Genomic DNA, 25216 nt, shown 5'->3' on the forward strand with positions numbered 1-25216 from the left:
CGGAGACGGGGTATCAACATATCTGGCGTTGATTTTTGGCACGCTGTTGAGTTCTCAAGGAACGGACGCTTCCTTCGTACTCACCCTCTCGGGCTTTCCTCCGGGCGCTTCCCTTCGGTCTTGCGTTTCCGACTCTATCAGACTCTTTCGCGTCCGATTTCCTCGGTGCTTTCCAGGTTCTCGCTTTCGCGTTTCCCTTTCCGGCGGACCCGACTTTATCAGAAGAATCTGAGTCGGAATTCCGTCCCGCTCGGGCTGGTTCCTGGTGCACAGTTGCGCCGGGTTCCCGTTCAGGCGGAGCCGTAAACGTACTGGAGCGGGGCTCCTCGATGCAAATCGAGGAGCCCCGCTCCCAGTTCACGCGTGACGAGGCGTCAGACCTCGACCACGACCGGCAGGATCATCGGCCGGCGCCGGTAGGTGTCCGAGACCCACTTGCCCAGCGTGCGGCGGATGAGTTGCTGCAGTTGGTGGGGTTCGACGACGCCGTCCTGGGCCGTCCTCTCCAGGACCTCCGTGATCTTCGGGGCGACCTCCGCGAAGGCGGAGTCCTCGATGCCCGAGCCACGTGCCTGGATGTGCGGGCCACCGGTGATCTTTCCGGTACTGGAGTCCACGACCACGAAGACCGAGATGATGCCCTCGTCTCCGAGGATCTTGCGGTCCTTGAGGGCGGGCTCCCCGACGTCGCCGACCGAGAGGCCGTCGACGTACACGTATCCCGCCTGGACCTTGCCCGAGATCTTGGCCTTGCCCTCGACGAGGTCGACGGCGACGCCGTCCTCGGCGATGACGATGCGGTCGTGCGGGACGCCGGTGAGGGCACCCAGCTCGGCATTGGCGCGCAGGTGGCGCCATTCGCCGTGGACCGGCATCAGGTTCCGCGGCCTGCAGATGTTGTAGAAGTACAGCAGCTCGCCCGCGGAGGCGTGGCCCGAGACATGCACCTTGGCGTTGCCCTTGTGGACGACGTTGGCACCCCAGCGGGTCAGGCCGTTGATGACGCGGTAGACCGCGTTCTCATTGCCGGGGATCAGGGACGACGCCAGGATCACCGTGTCGCCCTGGACGATCCTGATCTGGTGATCGCGGTTCGCCATACGGGAGAGCGCGGCCATCGGCTCGCCCTGGGAGCCCGTGCAGACCAGCACGACCTCGCCGTCCGGGAGGTCGTCGAGCGTCTTGACGTCGACGACCAGGCCCGGCGGGACCTTCAGATAGCCCAGGTCGCGGGCGATGCCCATGTTGCGGACCATCGAGCGGCCGACGAACGCGACCCGGCGGCCGTACTCGTGGGCGGCGTCGAGGATCTGCTGGATGCGGTGGATGTGGCTGGCGAAGCTGGCCACGATGATCCGCTTGCGCGCACTCCCGAAGACCTGCCGCAGCACGTTCGAGATATCGCGCTCGGGCGGGACGAAGCCCGGGACCTCGGCGTTCGTCGAGTCTGAGAGGAGAAGGTCGATGCCCTCCTCGCTCAGACGCGCGAAGGCGTGCAGATCCGTGAGGCGGCCGTCCAGCGGGAGCTGGTCCATCTTGAAGTCACCGGTGTGCACCACCATCCCCGCGGGGGTCCGGATGGCGACCGCGAGGGCATCCGGGATGGAGTGGTTGACCGCCACGAACTCACAGTCGAAGGGGCCGATGCGCTCGCGGTGGCCCTCCGCGACTTCCAGTGTGTAGGGGCGGATGCGGTGCTCCTGGAGCTTCGCCTCGATGAGGGCGAGGGTCAGCTTGGAGCCGATCAGTGGGATGTCCGCCTTCTCGCGCAGGAGATACGGGACACCGCCGATGTGGTCCTCGTGGCCGTGCGTGAGGACGATGCCCTCGATGTCGTCGAGGCGGTCCCTGATGGACGTGAAGTCCGGCAGGATCAGGTCGATTCCGGGCTGCTCCTCCTCGGGGAAGAGCACTCCGCAGTCGACGATCAGTAGGCGGCCGTCGTATTCGAAGACGGTCATGTTCCGGCCGATTTCGCCGAGTCCCCCGAGAGGGGTGACCCGGAGGCCGCCCTCGGCGAGCTTCGACGGCGGGCCGAGTTCAGGATGCGGATGGCTCAAAAGACTCTCCTCACCACGCGCGCCACGTACCTGGCTGGGCACGTGGCGCGCGGACGTTCGTGCAGTAGCAGTTGTGTGATGGTGCAGGCCTGTGGCCTGCGTGGTAGTGCGTATTCAGTTGTGAAGTCCGTTGTCAGAGCTGTACCCCGCCGGCGGCAAGATCGATCTTGAGCTGGGCGGTCTCCTCGGGCGAGAGGCCGACCATGGGCAGGCGCAGCGGTCCGGCGGGCAGCCCTTGGAGTGCGAGCGCGGCCTTGGTGGTCATGACGCCCTGGGTCCGGAACATTCCCGTGAAGACCGGGAGCAGCTTCTGGTGGATCTCGGTGGCCTTCTGGACGTCGCCGCTGATGTACGCGTCGATCATGGTCCGCAGCTCGGGGGTGACGACATGACCGACCACGGAGACGATGCCGACCGCGCCCACGGAGAGGAGCGGCAGGTTCAGCATGTCGTCGCCGGAGTACCAGGCCAGGCCCGAGCGGGCGATGGCCCAGCTGGCGCGGCCCAGGTCGCCCTTGGCGTCCTTGTTGGCGACAATACGCGGGTGCTCGGCCAGACGCACGATCGTTTCCGTGTTGATCGGTACGCCGCTGCGGCCGGGGATGTCGTACAGCATCACGGGGAGCTCGGTCGCGTCGGCGATCACCGTGAAGTGGTGGTACAAGCCCTCTTGCGGGGGCTTGTTGTAGTACGGCGTGACCGCGAGGAGGCCGTGCGCGCCCACCTGTTCGGCGGCGCGGGCGAGCGCGATGCTGTGGCGCGTGTCGTTCGTACCGACACCGGCGACGATGTGGGCACGGTCGCCGACCGCCTCCAGCACGGCCCGTACGAGATCCGCTTTCTCCGCGTCGCTGGTGGTCGGGGACTCGCCCGTGGTGCCGTTGATGATCAGGCCGTCGTTGCCTGCGTCCACCAGATGGGCGGCGAGCCGCTGTGCGCCGTCGAGGTCGAGTGCGCCGTCCGCCGTGAAGGGCGTGACCATGGCGGTGAGGACCCGCCCGAAGGGGGTCTGCGGAGTGGAGGTCGGAGCCATGGGTACCACGCTACTCGCTGCTCAGTACGCGGTCTGCCCTCGGGTGGGCCGACAAGTCTCGACAAAGGTGGAGCCCGGCACTGCCTGCTCGGGGGTTCAAGCAGTGCCGAGCCCGTTTGATCAGGCTAGATGAACTTCACGAAATGCTGCAATACGGACACTTCAGTCGGCGGATCCGCAGGTCTGTGCCGGACGGGTGGTGGGGTCCGCTACGGAGCAACACGTCCGTTGGCGTTGAACGCGGCGTATGTGAGGGGCATGAGCTTCGCCCACTCCGCCTCCATCTTCTCGCCGACCATCTCGATCTCCCGCTGCGGGAAGGACGGGACCTTGGCAAGCTCGTGCTGCGTGCGCAGGCCGAGGAAGTGCATCAGCGAGCGGGCGTTGCACGTCGCGTACATCGACGAGAACAGGCCTACCGGGAGGACCGAGCGGGCCACCTCGCGGGCGACTCCGGCGGCGAGCATCTCCTGGTACGCCTCGTACGCATGGCGGTACGAGTCCTCCATGACGCGCCCCGTCAGCTCCTGCTGGGCCTGGGTGCCCTCCACGAAGACGTACTTGCCCGGGCGGCCCTCCTGGACCAGCTTGCGGGACTCGTCCGGGACGTAGAAGACGGGCTGAAGCTCCCTGTAACGACCCGACTCCTCGTTGTACGACCAGCCCACGCGGTGTCGCATGAACTCGCGGAAGACGAAGATCGGGGCGTTGATGAAGAACGTCATCGAGTTGTGCTCGAAGGGGCTGCCGTGCCGGTCCCGCATCAGGAAGTTGATCAGCCCCTTGGAGCGCTCGGGGTCCTTCTTGAGCTCGTCCAGGGACTGCTCCCCGACGGTCGAGACACGGGCGGCGAACAGCACGTCGGAGTCGGACGCACTGTGCTTCACCAGCTCGACGGTCACATCGCTGCGGAAGCTGGGCTTGAGGTCGCCGGAGGGGGTGTCGGTCACGGCTTGCGGGGTCCTTCCATCACTGGCTCGGGCGGCGCCCACTCTACGGGCCGGCACTGACAACGGGACGTTCGGCGCCGTGCCGCAACATTCTTCGCCGAACTTCTGCGAATTCGGTGAAACGTGGCACCAATTGGGGCACCCGCTCGTCTGTGTAGGTAGCAGCGATTCGTTCGAGTCGCCGATCCGCACAAGCCCATGATCCGTTCGAGTCTCCAGAGGAGAAGCAGTTCCCATGTTCCGTCGGCGCGAGCCTGTTCCGTTCGCCTTCATCGCCGAAGCCGACAAGTTTCGCAGCAATGTCACTCCCCCACCCCGTGAGCGGGTCTCCGCCGGAGAGGTCGCCGGGCGTTGGCTCGTAGGACTCACCGTGGTCGCCGGGCTCGCGGGCTCCCTGCTGTTCGGGCTGCCCGCCCTGTCGCAGGACCAGTCACCTGCACATACGCAGCAGTCGGAGGCCTCCGAGGGCCGCTGACTCGTCCAGACCCCCAAGGGTGGTGGGCGGGGACCCGGCTCGGTAGCCTCACCAGGCACAGCCCGTGCGTGGATTGAGTGAGGATGAGTCGTGCCCCTGCCCTTCCTGACGGCCGATCGCGCTTTTGACGAGCAGACGGACGATCGCGCGCTGCCGTCCGACAACCGCGACCGGTGGCGGCGCCCCTACCGGCCCGGGCCGTGGCGGGTCGCCATGGCCGCGCTTCTGCTGCTGCTCGCGTCGTACGTGCTGTTCGCGGCGGTCATCATCGCGGTGGCCGGCACCCTGGGCGCGGGCGCGGTGTGCTTCGGCGTGGCGCTGTTCGTCATCGCCAGCGCCCTCCGGCTGCTGCGGATGGGCGCTTGGGTGAGCGCGTACGGGCTGCGTCAGGTGCGTTTCCTCAGTACGCGTACGGCGCCTTGGGCGCAGGTCGCGGTGGTGCGGACGGTCCAGCAGCCGGTGCGCTGGCTCGGGTTGCCGCGCACCGTGCAGGGGCAGGCGCTCGTCCTCATCCGCCGGGACCGCGTGGGTGACGATCCCGTCGCCCTGTTGACCACCCACAACGCGGACTTCCTGGGTCGCCCCGAGGCCTTCGACCGGGCGGCGGACACCGTCGAGGTGTGGGCGGACGAGCACCGGCCCGGCTGATCGACAACGCGAAGGGGCCGGTCCGCACTCACGCGGGCCGGCCCCTTCGCGCTGTCGATCAGGCCGATCAGGCCGCCTGTACGGGCTTTCCTTCGTGCAGGGCGATGGCGCGCTGCATCGCCTTGCGGGCGCGCGGGGTGTCGCGGGCGTCGTGGTAGGCGACCGCGAGGCGGAACCAGCTGCGCCAGTCGTCCGGGGCGTCCTCGGTCTCGGCCTTGCGGCGGGCGAAGACCTCGTCGGCCGAGTCGCGGTCGATGCGGCCTCCCGGGGTGCGCTTCAACTCGTCGACGGGCAGGCCGCCTTCCGCGTCCAGCTCGGCGGCGAGCCGGTTGGCCTTCCGGACGAACTGTGTGTTCTTCCAGAGGAACCACAGGCCGATCACCGGCAGGATGAGGACCGCCACCCCGAAAGTGACGGTGAGGGCCGTGCCGGTCTCGATGAGCATGACCCCACGGCTGCCGACCAGGACGAAGTAGACGACGAGGACGGTGGCCGCGACGGCGTACGTGATCTTTGCGCGCATGGCGGTCAGTTCAGGTCCAGGAAGTGTTCCAGGCCGAAGGTGAGGCCCGGGGTGTCCACGACGCGTCGTACGCCGAGCAGGATGCCCGGCATGAAGCTGCTGTGGTGCAGCGAGTCGTGGCGGATGGTGAGGGTCTCGCCCTCGCCGCCGAGCAGCACTTCCTGGTGGGCGAGCAGCCCGCGCAGCCGGACCGCGTGGACGGGAACGCCGTCGACGTTCGCACCACGGGCGCCGTCCAGTGCCGTCACCGTGGCGTCGGGCTGCGGGGAGCTGCTCGCGCGCTCGCGGGCCGCGGCGATGAGCTGGGCGGTGCGTGTGGCGGTGCCGCTGGGGGCGTCCACCTTGTTCGGGTGGTGCAGCTCGACGACCTCGACGGACTCGAAGTACGGAGCGGCGATCTCCGCGAACTTCATGGTCAGTACGGCCCCGATGGAGAAGTTGGGCGCGATGAGGACGCCCGTCCGCGGCGACGCGGCCAGCGAGGTGTTCAGCTGCGCGAGGCGCTCGTCGGTCCACCCCGTCGTACCGACCACGGCGTGGATGCCATGGCGTACGCAGAAGTCGAGATTGCCCATGACCGAGGCGGGCGTGGTCAGTTCGACGGCGATCTGGGCGCCGGTCTCCACCAGCGTCTCCAGTTTGTCGCCGCTGCCGAGGGCGGCCACCAGTTCCATGTCCTCGGCGGCCTCGACGGCTCGTACCGCCTCGGATCCGATGCGGCCCTTGGCGCCGAGGACGGCCACGCGCAGCTTGCTCATTGCTTGCTTCCTTACAAGAGACGGGTGCCAGAAGAGCGGGTGCCAGATGGAGCGGGTGTCAGGCGACCGCTTCGTGGAGACGGGACGCCTGTTTGTCCTTGAGCGGGCCGATGGCCGACAACGAAGGACGCTGTCCCAGGACGTCGCGGGCGACGTTCCGGACGTCGTCGGGGGTGACCGCGGCTATCCGGGTCAGCATCTCGTCGACCGACATCTGCTCGCCCCAGCACAGCTCACTCTTGCCGATGCGGTTCATGAGCGCACCGGTGTCCTCCAGGCCGAGGACGGTTGAGCCCTTCAGCTGGCCGATGGCGCGGTCGATCTCGTCGTCGGGCAGACCGTGCTCGGCGACCTGGTCGAGCTCGTCACGGCAGATCTTCAGGACCTCGTGGACCTGGTTCGGGCGGCAGCCCGCGTACACGCCGAAGAGGCCGCAGTCGGCGAAGCCCGAGGTGTACGAGTACACGCTGTAGGCCAGGCCGCGCTTCTCGCGGACCTCCTGGAAGAGGCGGGAGGACATACCGCCGCCGAGCGCGGTGTTCAGGACGCCCAGGGCCCAGCGGCGCTCGTCGGTACGGGCCAGGCCCGGCATGCCGAGGACGACATGGGCCTGCTCGGTCTTGCGGCCGAGCAGTTCGACGCGGCCCGTGGTGCGGATGACGCGGGAGCCGTCGCGCGGGGCGATCGGTGCGGCGTCCGACTGCTTCAGGGCGCCGGCCCTCTCGAAGGCGGCACGGACCTGGCGTACGACCTTGTTGTGGTCGACGTTGCCCGCGCAGGCGACGATGAGATGCGTCGGGTCGTAGTGCTTCCTGTAGAAGCGGCGGATGCGGTCCGCGGTGAGGGCGTTGACCGTGTCGACCGTGCCGAGCACCGGGCGGCCGAGAGGGGTGTCGCCGAGCATGGTGTGCGCGAACAGGTCGTGCACACAGTCACCCGGGTCGTCCTCGGTCATCGCGATCTCTTCGAGGATCGCGCCACGCTCGACGTTCACGTCCTCCTCGAGGATCAGCGAGCCGGTGAGCATGTCGCAGACGACGTCGATGGCGAGGGGGAGGTCGGCGTCGAGCACGCGCGCGTAGTAGCACGTGTACTCCTTCGCCGTGAAGGCGTTCATCTCGCCGCCGACCGCGTCGATGGAGGCCGAGATGTCCAGCGCGCTTCTGCGCGTGGTGCCCTTGAAGAGCAGGTGCTCCAGGTAGTGCGTGGCACCGTTCAGGGCCGGCGTCTCGTCGCGGGAGCCGACGTGCGCCCAGATGCCGAAGGTGGCGGAGCGCACGGAGGGCAGCGTTTCGGTGACGACGCGCAGGCCCCCGGGGAGGGTGGTCTTGCGGACCGTACCGATGCCGTGCTCGCCCTTGATCAGTGTTTGGGTACGGGCGACGGCCCGCGCCTCCGAGGAGGTGCGGGCCGTCGCCGTGGAGCTACGAGACGTCACTTGTCGGTGTCGTCCTTCTTGTCGTCGCCTTCTTCGCCCTCGATCACGGGGATGAGGGAGAGCTTGCCGCGGGAGTCGATCTCGGCGATCTCGACCTGGACCTTGTGGCCCACACCGAGCACGTCCTCGACGTTCTCCACGCGCTTGCCGCCGGCGAGCTTGCGGATCTGCGAGATGTGCAGCAGACCGTCCTTGCCCGGCAGCAGCGAGACGAACGCACCGAAGGTGGTCGTCTTGACGACCGTGCCCAGGTAGCGCTCGCCGACCTCCGGCATGGTCGGGTTGGCGATGCCGTTGATCGTGGCGCGGGCGGCCTCGGCGGCCGGTCCGTCGGCGGCACCGATGTAGATGGTGCCGTCGTCCTCGATCGTGATGTCGGCGCCGGTGTCCTCCTGGATCTGGTTGATCATCTTGCCCTTGGGGCCGATGACCTCGCCGATCTTGTCCACGGGGATCTTGACGGTGATGATCCGCGGGGCGTTCGGGGACATCTCGTCCGGCGTGTCGATCGCTTCCATCATCACGTCGAGGATGTGGAGGCGGGCGTCACGGGCCTGCTTGAGGGCCGCGGCCAGAACGGAGGCCGGGATGCCGTCCAGCTTGGTGTCGAGCTGGAGGGCGGTCACGAACTCCTTCGTGCCGGCGACCTTGAAGTCCATGTCGCCGAAGGCGTCCTCGGCACCGAGGATGTCCGTCAGCGTCACGTAGTGCGTCTCGCCCTCGATCTCCTGGGAGATGAGGCCCATGGCGATACCGGCGACGGGGGCCTTCAGCGGCACACCGGCGTTCAGCAGCGACATGGTGGAGGCGCAGACCGAGCCCATGGACGTCGAGCCGTTGGAGCTGAGGGCCTCGGACACCTGACGGATCGCGTACGGGAACTCCTCGCGCGTCGGCAGCACCGGCACGAGCGCGCGCTCGGCGAGCGCTCCGTGGCCGATCTCGCGGCGCTTGGGGGAGCCGACGCGGCCGGTCTCGCCGGTGGAGTACGGCGGGAAGTTGTAGTTGTGCATGTAGCGCTTGCGGGTCACCGGGGAGAGGGTGTCCAGCTGCTGCTCCATGCGGAGCATGTTGAGGGTGGTGACGCCCAGGATCTGGGTCTCGCCACGCTCGAACAGCGCGGAACCGTGCACCCGCGGGATCGCCTCGACCTCGGCGGCGAGCGTACGGATGTCCGTGACGCCGCGGCCGTCGATGCGCTTCTTCTCCTTGATGACGCGCTCACGGACCAGGGACTTGGTCAGCGAGCGGTACGCGGCGGAGATCTCCTTCTCGCGACCCTCGAACTGCGGGAGCAGCTTCTCGGCGGCGAGCGCCTTGACGCGGTCCAGCTCGCTCTCGCGGTCCTGCTTGCCCCCGATGGTGAGGGCCTGCGAGAGCTCGTCCTTGACGGCGGCGGTGAGCGCCTCCAGGACGTCGTCCTGGTAGTCGAGGAAGATCGGGAACTCGCCGGTCGGCTTGGCGGCCTTCGCGGCGAGGTCGGCCTGGGCCTTGCAGAGCACCTTGATGAAGGGCTTCGCGGCGTCCAGACCGGCGGCGACGATCTCCTCGGTCGGGGCCTCGGCGCCGCCCTTGACCAGCTGGATGGTCTTCTCGGTGGCCTCCGCCTCGACCATCATGATCGCGACGTCGCCGTCCTCCAGGGTGCGGCCCGCGACGACCATGTCGAAGACGGCGTCCTCGAGCTCGGTGTGCGTCGGGAAGGCCACCCACTGACCGCGGATCAGCGCGACGCGGACGCCGCCGATCGGGCCGGAGAAGGGCAGACCGGCCAGCTGCGTGGACGCGGACGCGGCGTTGATCGCCACGACGTCGTACAGGTGGTCGGGGTTGAGCGCCATGATCGTGGCGACGACCTGGATCTCGTTGCGCAGGCCCTTCTTGAAGGACGGGCGCAGCGGGCGGTCGATGAGACGGCAGGTGAGGATCGCGTCCTCTGAGGGGCGGCCCTCGCGGCGGAAGAAGCTGCCGGGGATCTTGCCGGCGGCGTACATCCGCTCCTCGACGTCCACCGTGAGGGGGAAGAAGTCGAGCTGGTCCTTGGGGTTCTTGGAGGCGGTGGTGGCCGACAGCACCATGGTGTCGTCGTCCAGGTAGGCCACGGCGGAGCCGGCGGCCTGGCGGGCCAGGCGGCCCGTCTCGAAGCGGATGGTGCGGGTGCCGAAGGAACCGTTGTCAATGACGGCTTCGGCGTAGTGGGTCTCGTTCTCCACTAGCGTTTTCTCCGATACTTTTCGTCTTTCGTCCCGGCCCGCCCGTATGGCGGGGGGACGTCGGAGAAGCGCTCCGTCTGGTGCGGGCCGGTCTTCGATCGAAGCACCCGGGCTTCTTGCCCCCGGGGGCCACTACCGAGGACCGGCGGCGGCGAGGTGCGCTTCTCCTCGTCAGGCGTGGTTGCCTCTGGCATCGCTGTGCGCTGTCGCGGCACCACTGTGTGTCGTACGTATGTCGTTGTGCCTACCACACTACAAAGCGGCAGTGATAGTCCGCACGTACAGCAAAGGGAGCGGCCCCCCTGTGCGTGGGAACCGCTCCCTTCACGGCGTCTTAACGGGCGCCCGCCGCACCACGGCGGATGCCGAGGCGGTCGACCAGCGCACGGAAGCGCTGGATGTCCTTCTTGGCCAGGTACTGCAGCAGACGGCGACGCTGACCGACCAGGATCAGCAGACCACGACGGGAGTGGTGGTCGTGCTTGTGGGTCTTGAGGTGCTCGGTCAGGTCCGAGATCCGGCGCGAGAGCATGGCGACCTGGACCTCGGGGGAGCCGGTGTCGCCCTCCTTGGTACCGAACTCGGCCATGATCTGCTTCTTCGTAGCGGCGTCGAGCGACACGCGTACTCCTCGTAAGTCTTCTTAGTAGCCACCGAGTGCCCCTGGTCCACTTCTCAGGGGAGCTTCCGTTACTCGGGAGGCGGGGATCCGCTGGGCGCGTCCTCCAGGGCCCTGGGGAGGGCGGTCCGGGGGTGCGTACACAAACGGCCGTTACACAGCGTACCAGGGGGTGGCGGGTCCGCTGACCAGGGTTCCAGGAGCCCCGGAAGGCCGGGGCCGGTCCCAGTAGGGTGACGCGTCACGTCGTTCGTAGGTCGGGAAGGGGTCGCTTCGCCATGGCCGAGGCAGAGGACAAGGACGTCAAGGCGCGCAAGGAGCGGGAGAAGAATGAGCTCTACGCCCTCGACATCTCGGGCGTCGAATGGCACAGCGCACCGGGCACGGAGGAACACGAGGAGCGGGTCGAGATCGCGTATCTCCCCGAGGGCGCGGTGGCGATGCGGTCCTCCCTCGACCCGGACACGGTCCTGCGCTACACGGAGGCGGAGTGGCGGGCCTTCGTGCTGGGGGCCCGGGACGGGGAGTTCGACCTGGAGCCGGCGCCGCACAACGGGGGGCTCGCGGCGGAGTAGCCGCTCGGGCGCAAGGGCGGGTGACGCTCGGGCTCGCGGCCGGCTGACGCTCGGGCGCAAGGCCGGGTGATGGCTGCGGCAGTTTCCTGGGAGGGGTGGCGGTACCCGCGCCCGCCACCCCTTCAAAAGACTCACGTCACGCTGTCGATCCCCAAGACGGCCCTTACGGGGTACTTGGGGAACTTGGGATCCGGGCGGAGTTCTCTCGGGGAGAAGAAGACCTTGCCCTGTTCGACGACGATGTCCGCCGTCGAAGGATCCTCCAGCCGTGCCACGTCGTCACTCGGCAGGTTGAAGAAGAGGTACGGGGTCTCCTTGCCGGTGCGCGGATCCAGCCGCACCACGGCGGCCGGCCCGATGTTGTCCGAACTCTCCCGGTACGCGAGGAGCTTGTCCCCGCTCATCCGCAGAGGGTGGATCTTCTGCAGGGGCCTGCCGTCGAACTTCTTCGTGGTCTTGCCCGTCGCGAGGTCCCAGCCCGTGATCCAGTTCGCCGGCTGGCCGTTCTCGAACTGTTCCTCACTGGCGACGAAGACCTGTTCCCGCCCGACGACGATCGCGTCGCAGTTTTCCACCACTCCGAAGTAGGACCGGTCGCACGAGGGGTCGAACTTGTCGCCGAGCGTGATCGTGGCCCGATGCCGGCCACGGGCGTCGAGGCTGATCAGATCGGTCACGCTGTCGTCTCCCGCCGCGACGGCGAGCACCGGCGGATCCGAAGAAGGCAGGAAGACCCGCTGAATCCCCGAACTCACCTGGTACGTCCACCGCACCTTGCCGGTACGGGGATCGAGCTTCTCCACCTTGAACGTGGGCTCGCCCTGCCGGTCGCACTTGACCAGGGCGAGCAGGTTACGTCCGCCCGCGAACCCCGTGTCCTCGCAGGCGGAGCGGCTCGTGCTCTTCCAGAGCTGCTTGCCGTCGCTCATGCCGTACGCCACCGATCCGGCGTCCCACGCCACGGCGACCGTGCCCCCGGTCATGGTCAGGTTCGTGTTCGTCACAAAGGCGGTGTCGGCGTCGGGCAGCTTCTTCTGCCACAGTTTCTTGCCGGTGTCGATGTCGAAGAAGACCAGTTCGTCGCAGACACCTTCCGAGTCGGAGCCCTTGGGCCTGGAGGGCTGGACGACGACAGCCGTGCGGCCGTCCGCGGTGACGTGGCGGGTCGTGGCGCAGACGGGACCGTCCAGCTTCAGGGTCCACTCCGCCTCTTCTTCGTACGTCCTGGCGTTGATGCCGAGGAGTCGGCTGCCCACCGCCTTGGCCAGGATCTTGTCCGTCGCCCAAGTGCCGGGGGCGTAGACGGTCTTGTCCTTCTTGAGGCCTTCTTCGGCATAGTCGACGACGAGTTCGCCTTCGGGGGTGCCTGGAAGCTTCTCGACCGTCTGTCTGATGTCGTCCGGAGTCTGTCGAGCCGCCGACGGTCTGTCATGCGCTGGGGTTCTGTCCTCACCCGCATACCACAGCAGCCACCCGCCCGCGCAGAGCACCGCGACGACCACAGCGCCGACGGCGCCCAGCAGTTTCGTACGCCTCTTCTTGCGTGCGGAGTCCGCCGAGAGCGCAGACTGGGTGAACGGGGACGGAGGCGGGCCGAAAGTCACGCGCACGGGTCCTTTTCGATGAGGTCCACTCGGTGTCAGACCGCCCATCTAATATGCCTCTCGGGTGATCGCGTACGCGGGGTGGTTGTCCGCTTTGCGGTCCACGACCGAGCGTTGATGGGTCACTTCCTGGCGGGGTGTGACGTAGTGGGTGGGTGCGGAGGGGTGGACGGGCCTGCCGTGGGGGTTGTTGTGGTGATTAGGCTGGGTAGGGCGCGGCAGCAGAACCCGTGGACGGGTCGGCCGCGTCACAGGGGGAGAGCCGGGCGGATCAGACGGCCTCGGACGACAAGAACGGTCGCCCCAGCACGGCACGAGGGTGCTCGACCACACCAGGAGGAATTGTGAACAGCGATCGGGACGGGATCCGCGGGGGCTGGGCCACACCCGGCGATGACCAGTCCGACGCGGAGTCCGCCGTCGAAACGACGGGCGAGTTCACCATCGACTACGCCCCGCCTGCCTGGTATACGCAGAACGCGTCGGATGGTTCCGACAGTTCGGATGGTTCGGATGGTTCGGAGGGTTCGGGCCCTTCGGAGCGGGATTCCTCGGGTTCGTCGGCGCCGTCCGCTCCATCGGCTGAAGGGCCGAGCTCGGCGGCGAGTTCGGCGGCTCCGGCTTCTGGGGGCGACGAAGGTGTGCCTTCGCCGCCTGCCGGCAGTCCGGTCGCTGTGCCCAAGTTGCCTGTGGGCAGCGGGTTCGAGCCCGGGTGGCGTACGCCGGATGCGCCGGCCGCGGACGCCGGTGGTCCGACCGCCCTGCCCAACTTTCCTGTGGGGGGCGGTTTTCAGGCTCAGTGGTCTCAGCCTGCGCCTCCGGCTCAGGCTCCGGAGCCCGTGGCCGAAGCTCCTCAAGCTCCCGTCGGGACTCCCGTCGGGACCCCTGACGTGGACGAGAGCGCGGGGCACGGGGATCTTGAGAGCGGCGCCACCATGCGGATCTCCTCTGCCGCTCTGAAGCGGGAGATCCAGGAGCGGGCCGCGGAGGCGGAGAGCACGGAGAGCACGGATCGCACCGATGGCGCGGACGGTGCGGACGATGCGGCGGTTGACGAGTCGCTTGACGTGCCGGCGGCCGATGAGAGCGCCGAGTCCAGCGATTCCGTCGCCGGTTCCGAGGCGATCGCCGAGTTTGAGGAGGGGGCCGGCTCGGCCGTCTCCGAGGAGGTCGAGGATGGCCTCGACAGCGGTCCGGGCGCGGATGTCGTCGAGTTGACGTTCGGGCGTCGGTCGGACGCCGCTGACGCCGCCGGTCTGGACGGCGTGGACGGCGCCGACAGCGTCGATCGCTTGCGCGGAGAGGCTGAGGAGCGCGACGAGGTGACGGCCTCGCACGACGAGGACGCGACCTCAGAGGGCGCGGCCGAGGTTTCCGCTGAGGCGGAGGACGAGGGCGATGTGGCGGAGCAGTCCGCGGATGTGTTCCAACTCCACCGGGTTGATGTCGAGGCCGACGGTTCCGTTCAGGAGGACGAGGGCGCGGGCGACGAGGTCGGCGATGCCGTGCCCTCCGGTGCCTCGGAGGCCCTGGACGCGGAGCCGCAGGACGCCGAACCTCAGGACGGGGAGCCCGAGGACGCTCCGCCTCGGGATGCCGAGCCGGAGGACGCTCACCCGGGCCCGGGTGAGCCTCGGGACGCGGAGCCCGAGGACGTAGTCCCTGGGCGTGGCTCGGGTGCCGCCGACGCCGTGCAGGACACTCCCCCCGCGTGGATGCCGCCGCCGGTGCCGCAGGGAGGGCTCCCGCCGTTGCCGCCCACCTATCAGCCCGCCGCACCCGCGGCGGCGGCGCAGTGGCCGGCCTCCGCGGAGAGCCAGGCCGAGCGCGAGAGCGACAGCGACAGCGAAGGCAAGGGCGGACAGGCAGGGGCTCCGGCACAGTCGCCGATGCCGCCTCCTGTGCCGCCGCAGGGGCAGCAGCCGTTCCAGCCTCAGGCACCGCAGCCTGCGCCGTCGGCTTGGCCTGCCACTCCGGGGACGACGCCCGCGGGTCCCGCCGATGCCCCGGTGTCCGGTCCGGGTGCGGATGCCTCGGCGCCCGCTCCGGTCGCTGACGCACCTTCGGGCCCCGCAGCCGGTGGCCCCGCAGCCGGTGGTCCCGGGGCCGGCTCGGCTCCTGGGCAGCCCGGCGGTTACGGCTTCCCGCACTTCGGAACTCCTCCTGGTACGGCACCGAGGCCGCAGGGCGGCACCGGACCCTCGCAAGCCGAGGCCCCGGGTACGGCACCGGCTGCACCCCAGAGCGGCGGCCCCGGCTTCCCACAGCCCGGAAGTCCGACCGCGCCTCAGGCACCTCCGACCCCGGCTCCGGCCCCGCAAGGTGGTTACGGATTCCCGCAGTCCGGCACTTCCGGCTCCGCGCCGACCGCTCCGCAGGACGGCCCCGCCTCCGCGCCGCCCGCGGCTCAGGGCGGCTACGGCTTCCCCCGGCCGGGCAACCCCGCACCGGGGTCGCCGAACGTCCCTGCTCAGGCTGCCGGTTACGGGTTCCTGCAGCCGACGGCTCCCGCTCAGGGTGAGGCAGCCGGCACGCCTGGACAGCCCGCGGGCTACGGCTTCCCCCAGCCGGGCACGGCCCCCACCGCCAACCCCGCCTCCCCACAGACGCCCGATCAGCAAGCCGGTTACGGCTTCCCCCATCCGCGGACTCCGGACCAAGGCGCCGCCAACACGCCTGGACAGCCCGCCGGTTATGGCTTCCCCCCGCCGGGGACTCCGGCTCCGGGTACGCCCGGCACACCCGGACAGCCCGCCGGTTACGGATTCCCGCCGCCCGGGCCCGTGGCACCCAACCCGCATGCTCAGCAGGGGGGTTATGGGTTCCCGCAGCCGCCCGCCCCGGCGCAGCAAGGGGGGCAGGGGCAGCCCGGCAGTCAGCAGCAGCCTCCGGCACCGGCGCCGCAGGCGGCTTCTCAGCCGCAGGCCCAAGCCCAGCCGCAGGCCCAGGCGCAGCCGCAGGCCCAGGCGCAGCCGCAGGCCCAGACCCAGGCGCAGCCCCAGCCGGGGCAGCCGTATCCGCCGCACGGGCAGCAGCCCGGGCCGCCGCAGCAGCACCCTCAGGCCGGCGCGGACCAGCACCAGCACCAGCCCCAGCCCCAGCCCCAGCCCGGCGTACCGAACCCGCAAGGACAGCAGCCGCCCGCGGGCCAGCCGGGCCAGCCCCCCGTCGACCCCCGCACCGGCGCCGCCTGGCCGCAGCCCGTGCAGCACGATCAGCGGCAGCCGACGAATCCCGGGGCGCCGCTCGGATACACGGCGGCCGTGGAGCTGTCGTCGGACCGGCTGCTCAACAACAAGAGGCAGAAGACGAAGAGCGGGCGGACCGCGGCCGCGTCGTCCCGGTTCAAGATCGGCGGCAAGAAGGAGGAGGCCGAGCGGCAGCGGAAGCTCGAGCTCATCCGGACGCCGGTGCTGTCCTGCTACCGGATCGCGGTCATCAGTCTCAAGGGCGGCGTGGGCAAGACGACCACGACCACCGCGCTCGGGTCCACGCTCGCCAGCGAGCGGCAGGACAAGATCCTCGCGATCGACGCCAACCCGGACGCCGGTACGCTCGGGCGCCGCGTGCGCCGCGAGACCGGGGCCACCATCCGTGACCTCGTACAGGCGATCCCGTACCTCAACTCGTACATGGACATCCGGCGGTTCACCTCGCAGGCGCCGTCGGGGCTCGAGATCATCGCCAACGACGTCGACCCCGCGGTTTCGACGACGTTCAACGACGAGGACTACCGGCGCGCCATCGACGTGCTCGGCAAGCAGTATCCGATCATCCTGACCGACTCGGGTACGGGCCTGCTCTACAGCGCGATGCGCGGTGTGCTCGACCTCGCCGACCAGCTCATCATCATCTCGACGCCGTCCGTGGACGGTGCGAGCAGCGCGTCGACGACCCTCGACTGGCTCTCGGCGCACGGGTACGCGGACCTGGTGTCGCGATCCATCACCGTCATCTCCGGAGTGCGCGAGACCGGCAAGATGATCAAGGTGGACGACATCGTCAGCCACTTCGAGACCCGCTGCCGCGGCGTGATCGTCGTACCGTTCGACGAGCATCTGGCGGCCGGTGCCGAGGTCAATCTCGACATGATGCGGCCGAAGGTGCGCGAGGCGTACTTCAACCTCTCGGCGATGGTCGCCGAGGACATCGCGCGGCACCAGCAGTCGCAGGGACTGTGGACGTCGGACGGCAACCCGCCGCCGGTCGCCGCCCCGCCGCTGCCGGGCCAGTCCATCCCGGGCCAGGCCCCCCAGCAGGGCCAGCCCGGCCAGGCGTACCCACAGCCGGGTCAGCCGTACCCGCAGCACCCCGGCGCCCAGCCACACCCCGGCGCCCAGCCTCAGCCCGGCGGCTACCCGCAACCGCCCGCGCAGGCGGGGCAGCCCGGCCACCCGGGCCACCCCGGCGCTCCCCAGGGCTGGCAGCCCCAGCCGGGCGGACCCACACCTCCTCAGCCGGGCCTGCCGAACCAGGCCGCCGCACCCCAGGCGGGACAAGCAGCCCAGCCGCAGCCAGGGCAGCCCTCTCCCGCGCACCCCCAACCGGGTGCGCCGTTCCAGCCTCCCGCGCCGGGCCAGCCCTTCCAGCCCAACTCCCCCGCCCCGGGCCAGCCGTTCCAGCCCGGTCAGCCTTACCAGCCACCGCACCAGGGCGACCAAAGCCAGGGCCAGAACCAGGGCCCGAATCAGGGCCAGACCCCGCCGCCCCCACCCCAGCAGTAACCCAACCGGCCGTATCCCACCACCCGTTCCCCCCATTCACCCGTTCCCCCCGAAGGGCCCGCCCGCTCACCAGCGGCGCGGGCCCTTCGTATACGCCCGTACGGACACCCCACCCACCGCCGCCTGCACAGGCCCGCGCACCAGCTCCCATTCCAGCCACCACGGCACTACCAGGCACCCTTCACCGGTATGGACCAATGGGCGTAAGAATCCGCGTCAATTTGTTATTTCCGCAGGCCACACGGGGTGTATCTGCCGTTGACGCACGCAGACCACCGCTGGTAGACACACACATCAACCCAGCCGGGGCCAACCGATCAAGTAGTTCAACAGTCCATCTCCGTGCGAGTGATGACGCGAGGTCAGCGACCCATGGACACACAAGACCTGGACGGCCGAGGGCACCCGCGCCGGGCGGCCCGCACTCCCTTACGTCTCCTCGCAGCGGCCGGCGCCGCCGCGCTCACCCTCACGGCCGGGCTCGCCACTCCGCTCAACCCGGCGCCCCAGCAGGCGCGGGCCGAGGGAGGCAAGAAGGTCCTCACCGTCGCGGTGGCGCAGAGCGTCGACTCGCTGAGCCCGTTCCTGGCGACGCGTCTGGTCAGTACGAGCATCCACCGGCTCATGTACGAGTACCTGACCAACTACGACCCGAAGGACAACCACGCGATCCCGGGTCTGGCCACCAAGTGGGAGCCGTCCGCCGACAAGCTCACCTGGACCTACACGATCCGCTCCAACTCCAAGTGGTCCGACGGCAAGGGGGCCACCGCCGAGGACGCGGCCTGGACGTTCAACAAGATGATGACCGACGAGGGCGCGGCCACGGCGAACGGCAGCTTCGTCGCGAACTTCAGGAAGGTCACGGCCCCCAGCCCGACCAAGCTGGTCATCGAGCTGAAGAAGCCGCAGGCCACGATGGCCGCGCTGGACGTACCGATCGTGCCGAAGCACGTGTGGCAGAACGTCGACGACTTCTCGAAGTTCAACAACGACAAGACCTTCCCCATCGTCGGCAACGGTCCGTTCATCGTCACCGGCTACAAGGCCGACAGCTTCGTACGGCTGAAGTCCAACAAATCCTTCTGGCGCGGTGCTCCGAAGTTCGACGAGCTGGTCTTCCGGTACTACAAGGACCAGGACGCCGCCGTCGCCGCCCTGCGCAAGGGCGAGGTCTCCTTCGTCGCCGGCCAGCCCGCCCTGACGCCGGCCCAGGCCGCGTCTCTCAAGGGCGACAAGAACATCAAGGTCAACGACGCCCCCGGCCGCCGCTTCTACGCATTGGCGACCAACCCGGGCGCACGGGCCAAGAACGGCGACAAGTTCGGCGACGGACACGAGTCGCTGCTCAACCAGAAGGTCCGCCAAGCCCTGTTCATGGCCGTGGACCGCAAGACCATCATCGACAAGATCTTCCAGGGCCACGCGGTCGAGGGCGAGGGCTACATTCCGCCGCGTTTCTCGACGTACGCCTGGGAGCCGACGGGCAGTCAGAAGCTGTCGTACGCCCCGGAGAAGGCCGCCGAGCTCCTCGACCAGGCGGGCTACAAGAAGAACGGTGACGGCAAGCGCGTCGGCAAGGACGGCAAACCGATCAACTACCGGGTCCTCTGCCACGCGACCGACCCGCAGGACAAGGCGGTCGGCAAGTATCTCGAGGAGTGGTGGGGAGCGCTCGGCATCGGCGTCACCCTCGACTGCCTCGACAACGTGACCGATCCATGGCTCGCGGGAGAGTACGACCTCGCCTTCGACGGCTGGTCCGTCAACCCCGACCCGGACTTCGTCCTCTCCATCCACACCTGCGCGGCCCTGCCCGCCACCCCCAAGGACACCGGCGCGACCGACAACTTCATCTGCGACAAGAAGTACGACGACCTCTACAACCAGCAGCTCGCCGAGTACGACCCCGCCAAGCGGGCGGATCTGGTCAAGCAGCTGGAGTCGCGGCTGTACGACACCGGGTACATGAACGTCATGGCATACCCGAACGCGGTGGAGGCGTATCGCACCGACCAGATCAAGTCGATCACGACGATGCCGGAGGCCGCGGGGAACATCTACGGCCAGGACGGTTACTGGAGCTGGTGGTCGGCGACTCCGGCCGCTGCCGACGAGGCCTCCGACGACGAGTCGAGCTCCACGGGCGTCGTCATCGGCATCGTCGCGGGTGTCGTCGTCCTGGCGGCCGCCGGGGTGTTCTTCATGATGCGTCGCCGCGCGACGGCCGAAGACCGCGAATAGCCCGAGTGAGCGTTGATGACCACTGAAGCGACACCCTCGCTGGTCGAGAAGACCGACGGGCCGGCCGAGGCCGGGCCGTCGGTCCGCGGGCCACGGGCGCGCACCACCACCGCGTATCTGCGGTATGTGGCGGGCAAGCTGGGCGGCGCGGCCGTCTCACTGCTCGCCGTCCTCGTCACCAGTTTCTTCCTCTTCCGGCTGATCCCCGGCGACCCGGTGAAGTTCATGACGGGCGGCCGCCAGGTGTCGGCCGAGCAACTCGCCTCGTACCGGCGGGAGTTCGGTCTGGACCTGCCGCTGTGGCAGCAGTTCACGGACTACTGCGGCAAAGCGCTCACCGGCGATCTCGGCACGTCGTACCAGTTCCGGGCGCCCGTCATCGACAAGATCACCGAGGCGCTGCCGAACACGCTGCTGCTGACCGGCACGGCGTTCGTCCTCTACACGGCACTCGGCATCGTCATCGGCACGCGGTCCGCGTGGCGCAGCGGCGGGCCGGGGGACCGGCTCAACACCGGTCTGGCGCTGACGCTCTACTCGATTCCGTCGTTCTGGCTGGGGCTGCTGCTCATCATCGTCTTCTCGGTGGGCATGGGCCCGATCCCCGGTCTTTTCCCGACCGGCGGCATGGAGTCGGGCGATGAGGAGGGCTTCGCGTACGTCCTCGACGTCGCCCATCATCTGATGCTGCCGGTGATCACGCTGGTCGCGGTGGAGTACGGGCAGACCCTGCTCGTCACGCGGTCCGCGCTGCTCGACGAGATGGGCAGCGACTATCTGACGACCGCGCGTGCCAAAGGGCTGCGGGACGATCTCGTACGCCGCCGCCATGCCGTTCCGAACGCGATGCTGCCGACCGTGACACTGATCTTCATCAACCTCGGGCGGACCGTCGCGGGCGTGATCCTCGTCGAGACCGTCTTCTCCTGGCCGGGCCTCGGCGGTCTCTTCTACCAGGCGTTGAGCGTGCCGGATCTCCCGCTGGTACAGGGACTGTTCTTCGTCTTCGCGGCGGCGGTGATCGTGATGAACACGCTGGCCGATCTGATCTACCCGCTGCTCGACCCCCGGGTGGGCCGATGACGACCGGCGGACCGACGACCAACGGGCCGATGACGAACGGTGGGCCGATGGCGACCGAGACGACCGCCCGGGGCACGAAGACGAGCCCGCGGGCTCTCGCCCGGCAGCGCCGCCGCCGCTCCGCCGCCCGCTTCTGGAAGCAGTACCGCACCCACCGCGCCGGCCTCTTCGGCCTGGCCGCGCTCGCGCTCTTCGGGCTGATCGCGCTCACCGCGCCGCTGACCGTCGGCTCCGACGCGCAGAGCGTGACGAACGCGCCGGGCAGACCGCTGGAGAGCCCGAGCGCCGAATTCCCGCTGGGCACCGACCAGTTCGGGCGCAGTCTGCTCGGCCTGGTCGTGTGGGGTTCGCGGGTCTCGCTGCTCGTCGGGCTGCTCGCGGCCGTGCTGTCGGTGGCGATCGGCGCGCTCATCGGGATCACCGCCGGGCACTTCCGGGGCTGGTACGCGACCGTGATGATGCGGATCACGGACTGGTTCCTGGTCATGCCGACGCTGGTGCTCGCGATCGCGCTGGCGACCGTGATGTCACGCTCGCTCGGCACGATCATCCTGGCGATCGGCGTCACGACCTGGCCGACCACGGCCCGCTTGGTGCGTGCGCAGACACTGGCGGTGGAGTCGCGGCCGTACATCGAACGGGCCAAGGCGCTCGGCGGCGGCCACTGGCACATCATGTCCCGCCACGTCCTTCCCAACGTCATGCCGCTGGTGCTGGCCCAGACGACACTGATCATCTCCTCCGCCATCCTCGCCGAGGCGACGCTCGCGTTCCTCGGCCTCGGCGATCCGACGGTGGTGTCCTGGGGCGGGCTGCTCCAGGACGCGCGCGAGGCCGGCGCGGTCAGTTCCGGCAAGTGGTGGTACCTCGTGCCGCCGGGCATCGCGATCGCTGTCGTCGCCCTCGCGTTCACGCTGTGCGGGCGTGCGGTCGAGTCCGTCCTCAACCCCAAGCTGGGGGTGACCCGATGACCGATACGCAGACCCCGCCGGCCCCACCACCCCCGCCGACGACACCGACGCGGCGCCTCCTCGAGGTACGGGACCTCGAGGTGACGTACGCCGGCGGCGCCGCCGCCGTACGCGGGGTGAACCTCACCGTGGACGCGGGCCAGAAGCTCGGCCTCGCGGGCGAGTCCGGCTGCGGCAAGTCCACGCTGGCGCTCGCGCTGCTGCGGCTCCTGCCGTCCCGGACCCGGGTGTCCGGGGAGATCCTCCTGGACGGCGAGGACGTCCTGACGATGAAGTGGGGCCGGGTACGGGCGGTTCGGTGGGCCGGCGCGTCGATCGTCTTCCAGGGCGCCATGCACTCGCTCAACGCCGTGCACCGCGTCGGCGACCAGATCGCCGAGCCGATCCTGCTGCACAGGAAGGCGACACCCGCCGGCGCCCGCAAGAAGGCCGGCGAACTCCTGGAGCACGTCGGTCTTCCGGCGGCGCGCGCGTCCGCGTACCCGCACGAGCTGTCGGGCGGTCAGCGGCAGCGCGTCATGATCGCCATGGCGCTGGCCTGCGACCCGCGCCTCGTCATCGCCGACGAGCCGACCACGGCCCTCGACGTGATGATCCAGGCACAGATCCTCCGTCTCATCGAACAGCTCGTCGCCGAACAGGACCTGGGCCTCGTCATGATCAGCCACGACCTCGCGGTCCTGGCGGACACCTGCGACCGGCTCGCGGTGATGTACGCGGGCCGGGTCGTCGAGGAAGGCCCGGCCCAGCAGGTGTACGAGAACGCCCGGCACCCCTACGGCCAGGCACTGTCGGCCGCGTTCCCCCGCATCGGCGACACCGCCTCGCGCTTCGCGCCCCGCGGGCTGCCGGGCGACCCACCGGATCCGTCCGGCCTCCCCTCCGGGTGCACCTTCCATCCCCGGTGCCCGGCGGCACTGCCGTCCTGCGCCACGGAGGACCAGCCGCTGCGCGAGGCGGGGCGGGGGCACTGGGCGGCGTGCGTCCACGTGGCCGCCGGGACACCGGACCCGGCAGGCGCGGCCACCGAGGGGAAAGCCGTCGGAGAGGCGAGGAGCAGCAGCCCATGAAGAGCACCCCTGCCACGCCGTCCGAATCCCCAAAGCCCTCCGAATCTCCCAGGTCCTCAGAAACCCCTGAGTCTTCCGACTCGCCCAACTCCACCGAGTCTCCCGACTCCACCGAGTCTCCTGAGTCCTCCGACGCGCCTCTCCTCAGTGCCGAAGGTCTGCACGTCACGTTCCCCGGCCGGCACGGCGCGGACCCGGCACGGGCCGTCGACGGTGTCGACCTCGACATCCGGCCCGGTGAAATCGTCGCGCTGGTCGGCGAGTCGGGCTGCGGCAAGACGACGCTGGCGCGCTCGCTGCTCGGGCTCGTCCCGCCGACCGCGGGCCGTGTCACGTTCGGGGGCAAGCCCCTCGGCTACTCCTCGCGAGCCCTCAAGGCGTACCGCAAGCGCGTCCAGCTGGTCCTGCAGGACCCGAGCGGCTCCCTCAACCCCCGGCACACGGTGTACGACGCGGTGGCGGAGGGCCTGCGCATCCACGGATACGGGGGCGACGAGCAGGAGGCGGTCGCGCAGGCCCTCTCGCGCGCCGGGCTTCGTCCACCGGAGCGGTTCTTCCTCCGCTATCCGCACGAACTCTCCGGCGGTCAGCGCCAGCGCGTGGTCATCGCGGGCGCGCTCGTCCTGGAACCCGAACTCATCGTCGCGGACGAGCCGGTGGCCTCCCTCGACGCCTCCGTACGCGGCGAGATCCTGGCCCTCCTGCTGCGCCTGCGCGCCGAACTCGGCCTGTCCGCACTGGTGGTGACGCACGATCTGGGCCTCGCCTGGAACATCGCCGACCGGGTCGCGGTGATGTACCTGGGCCGGATCGTGGAAACGGGAGAGGTGGAGCGGGTGCTGACGGCGCCGCAACACCCGTACACCCGGGCCTTGTTGTCGGTTCTGCCCGAGGCGCCGGGCGATCCGGTCGTGCTCACCGGCGAACCCCCGGACCCGTCCCGCATCCCCTCCGGCTGCCGATTCCACGCCCGCTGCCAGATCCTCGCGAGCGGGGAGGCCGAACGCGCGGGGGTCGCGGACGCGTGCCGCGGAGAGGATCTGCCGCTCCTGGACGGAGGCGGCCGGGCCCAGGTGGCATGCCACTGGGCGCGGGCTGTACGGACGTAAGCGAGCCGTCCGGACGTAAGAAGCTGCCTGCGCCGTCCAGACGGCCCGCGCCGTCCGGACGCGAGCGAGCGCCTACTCCCCCTCGTACGCCTCGACGAGCTCCCGGCAGCGCTTCACGTCCTGCGCCATGGTCTCCAGCAGCGCCTCGATCGAGTCGAACTTGGCCTGGCCGCGGACGAACGCCAGGAAGTCGACCGCGACATGCAGGCCGTACAGGTCCAGGCCCACTCGGTCGATGGCGTACGCCTCCACCGTGCGCTCGGTGCCGTCGAACTGCGGGTTCGTGCCGATGGAGATCGCGGCGGGCATGGCCTCGCCCTGCGCGTGCAGCCAGCCGGCGTAGACGCCGTCGGCGGGGATCGCGGTGTGCGGGAGGGTCTCGACGTTGGCGGTCGGGAAGCCCAGCTCGCGGCCGCGCTGGGCGCCGCGGACGACGACGCCCTCGACGCGGTGCGGGCGGCCCAGGATCTCGCGCGCGCCCTCCACGTCACCCTCGGCGACGAGCCGCCGGGTCATGGTGGAGGAGAAGGGTTCGCCGCCTCCGGCCGCGCCGGTCACATACAGGTCGACGACCTCGACCTCGAAGTCGTACGTCTTCCCCTGCTCGGCCAGGAACGCCACGTTTCCGGCGGCCTTGTGGCCGAAGCGGAAGTTCGGGCCCTCGACGACGGCCTTGGCGTGCAGCTTGTCGACCAGGACCTTGACGACGAACTCGGCGGGCGAGAGCTTCGAGAACTCGGTGGTGAACGGCAGGATGAGCACGGCGTCGACACCGAGGTCCGCCATCAGTTCGGCGCGACGGTGGTGCGGGGCCAGCAGCGGCGGATGGCTGCCGGGGCGCACGACCTCGCTGGGGTGCGGGTCGAAGGTGACGACGACGGACGGCACGCCCAGCTCGCGCGCCCGCTCCACGGCATGCCGGATGATCAGCTGGTGCCCACGGTGGACGCCGTCGTACGAGCCGATGGTGACGACGCTGCGCCCCCAGTCCTGGGGGATGTCCTCCAAGCCACGCCAGCGCTGCACTGTGACCGCTCCTCGTCGAACCCGAGTCCGTATTGTCCGTGTACCGATTGCCTCATACGCAGGTCCAAGGGTGCCATGCCGCGTGCGCTCGGC

19 protein-coding genes are annotated in these 25216 nt (G+C 69.5%); 9 read left to right on the forward strand and 10 right to left on the reverse strand.

Annotation, left to right across the window (positions count from 1 at the left end):
- Positions 1 to 374: 374 nt before the first annotated feature.
- The 3 genes from FE633_RS42575 to thyX all read right to left on the reverse strand — a co-directional run bounded on the left by FE633_RS42575 (position 375) and on the right by thyX (position 4043).
- Positions 375 to 2060, reverse strand: a complete 1686-nt coding sequence (locus FE633_RS42575; protein WP_138050539.1) for a ribonuclease J — start codon at positions 2058 to 2060, stop codon at positions 375 to 377.
- A gap of 133 nt (positions 2061 to 2193) precedes the next feature.
- Entirely contained in the window at positions 2194 to 3093 is a 900-nt protein-coding gene (gene dapA / locus FE633_RS42580; protein ID WP_119105685.1) for a 4-hydroxy-tetrahydrodipicolinate synthase, read from the reverse strand.
- A 209-nt stretch (positions 3094 to 3302) separates the two neighbouring features.
- Positions 3303 to 4043, reverse strand: coding sequence for an FAD-dependent thymidylate synthase (gene thyX, locus FE633_RS42585; protein ID WP_119105686.1), 741 nt, complete (start codon positions 4041 to 4043; stop codon positions 3303 to 3305).
- Positions 4044 to 4278: 235 nt separating this feature from the next.
- Here thyX and FE633_RS42590 point away from each other — a divergent pair, with 235 nt between their 5' ends.
- Together FE633_RS42590 and FE633_RS42595 are read left to right on the forward strand one after the other, a co-directional pair.
- Entirely contained in the window at positions 4279 to 4518 is a 240-nt protein-coding gene (locus FE633_RS42590) for a hypothetical protein (protein WP_119105687.1), read from the forward strand.
- 90 nt (positions 4519 to 4608) lie between these two features.
- Entirely contained in the window at positions 4609 to 5166 is a 558-nt protein-coding gene (locus FE633_RS42595; protein ID WP_138050540.1) for a PH domain-containing protein, read from the forward strand.
- Positions 5167 to 5233: 67 nt separating this feature from the next.
- Here the strand turns inward: FE633_RS42595 and FE633_RS42600 are convergent, their stop codons facing one another.
- The 5 genes from FE633_RS42600 to rpsO form a co-directional block, all read right to left on the reverse strand.
- Positions 5234 to 5689: a tetratricopeptide repeat protein gene (locus tag FE633_RS42600; RefSeq protein WP_138050541.1), complete on the reverse strand. Its 456-nt coding sequence runs from the start codon at positions 5687 to 5689 to the stop codon at positions 5234 to 5236.
- A gap of 5 nt (positions 5690 to 5694) precedes the next feature.
- Positions 5695 to 6447, reverse strand: coding sequence for a 4-hydroxy-tetrahydrodipicolinate reductase (gene dapB / locus FE633_RS42605; RefSeq protein ID WP_138050542.1), 753 nt, complete (start codon positions 6445 to 6447; stop codon positions 5695 to 5697).
- A gap of 58 nt (positions 6448 to 6505) precedes the next feature.
- Positions 6506 to 7885: a M16 family metallopeptidase gene (locus tag FE633_RS42610; protein WP_138050543.1), complete on the reverse strand. Its 1380-nt coding sequence runs from the start codon at positions 7883 to 7885 to the stop codon at positions 6506 to 6508.
- Entirely contained in the window at positions 7882 to 10098 is a 2217-nt protein-coding gene (locus tag FE633_RS42615; RefSeq protein WP_138050544.1) for a polyribonucleotide nucleotidyltransferase, read from the reverse strand. The genes FE633_RS42610 and FE633_RS42615 overlap by 4 nt, the downstream gene beginning before the upstream one ends.
- A 334-nt stretch (positions 10099 to 10432) precedes the next feature.
- Positions 10433 to 10720 (reverse strand): 30S ribosomal protein S15, encoded by a 288-nt coding sequence (gene rpsO / locus FE633_RS42620; protein WP_119105693.1) that lies wholly within the window; start codon positions 10718 to 10720, stop codon positions 10433 to 10435.
- Positions 10721 to 10995: 275 nt separating this feature from the next.
- Between rpsO and FE633_RS42625 the strand changes: the two genes are divergently transcribed.
- Entirely contained in the window at positions 10996 to 11292 is a 297-nt protein-coding gene (locus FE633_RS42625; RefSeq protein WP_138050545.1) for a DUF397 domain-containing protein, read from the forward strand.
- 131 nt (positions 11293 to 11423) lie between these two features.
- Here FE633_RS42625 and FE633_RS42630 read toward each other — a convergent pair whose 3' ends face one another.
- A complete protein-coding gene (locus FE633_RS42630) occupies positions 11424 to 12896 on the reverse strand; it encodes an outer membrane protein assembly factor BamB family protein (RefSeq protein ID WP_138050546.1) in 1473 nt (490 codons plus the stop codon).
- Positions 12897 to 13240: 344 nt separating this feature from the next.
- Here FE633_RS42630 and FE633_RS48970 point away from each other — a divergent pair, with 344 nt between their 5' ends.
- The 6 genes from FE633_RS48970 to FE633_RS42665 all read left to right on the forward strand — a co-directional run bounded on the left by FE633_RS48970 (position 13241) and on the right by FE633_RS42665 (position 24097).
- Positions 13241 to 17620 (forward strand): SCO5717 family growth-regulating ATPase, encoded by a 4380-nt coding sequence (locus FE633_RS48970; RefSeq protein ID WP_425473312.1) that lies wholly within the window; start codon positions 13241 to 13243, stop codon positions 17618 to 17620.
- A gap of 372 nt (positions 17621 to 17992) precedes the next feature.
- Positions 17993 to 19864 carry an ABC transporter substrate-binding protein gene (locus FE633_RS42645; RefSeq protein ID WP_138050547.1) on the forward strand — a complete coding sequence of 624 codons (1872 nt, stop codon included), beginning with the start codon at positions 17993 to 17995 and terminating at the stop codon, positions 19862 to 19864.
- Positions 19865 to 19879: 15 nt separating this feature from the next.
- Positions 19880 to 20947, forward strand: a complete 1068-nt coding sequence (locus FE633_RS42650; protein ID WP_138050548.1) for an ABC transporter permease — start codon at positions 19880 to 19882, stop codon at positions 20945 to 20947.
- A 47-nt stretch (positions 20948 to 20994) separates the two neighbouring features.
- Positions 20995 to 21918, forward strand: a complete 924-nt coding sequence (locus FE633_RS42655; protein WP_138050549.1) for an ABC transporter permease — start codon at positions 20995 to 20997, stop codon at positions 21916 to 21918.
- Positions 21915 to 22988, forward strand: a complete 1074-nt coding sequence (locus tag FE633_RS42660) for an ABC transporter ATP-binding protein (protein WP_138050550.1) — start codon at positions 21915 to 21917, stop codon at positions 22986 to 22988. The genes FE633_RS42655 and FE633_RS42660 overlap by 4 nt, the downstream gene beginning before the upstream one ends.
- Positions 22985 to 24097, forward strand: a complete 1113-nt coding sequence (locus tag FE633_RS42665) for an ABC transporter ATP-binding protein (RefSeq protein ID WP_246114088.1) — start codon at positions 22985 to 22987, stop codon at positions 24095 to 24097. Before FE633_RS42660 ends, FE633_RS42665 begins: the two co-directional genes overlap by 4 nt.
- 72 nt (positions 24098 to 24169) lie before the next feature.
- On the opposite strand, the gene FE633_RS42670 is transcribed toward FE633_RS42665, so the two are convergent.
- Entirely contained in the window at positions 24170 to 25123 is a 954-nt protein-coding gene (locus tag FE633_RS42670) for a bifunctional riboflavin kinase/FAD synthetase (RefSeq protein ID WP_138050551.1), read from the reverse strand.
- Positions 25124 to 25216: the final 93 nt, after the last annotated feature.

The organism is Streptomyces montanus, assembly GCF_005786655.1.
GTDB lineage: Bacteria > Actinomycetota > Actinomycetes > Streptomycetales > Streptomycetaceae > Streptomyces > Streptomyces sporangiiformans.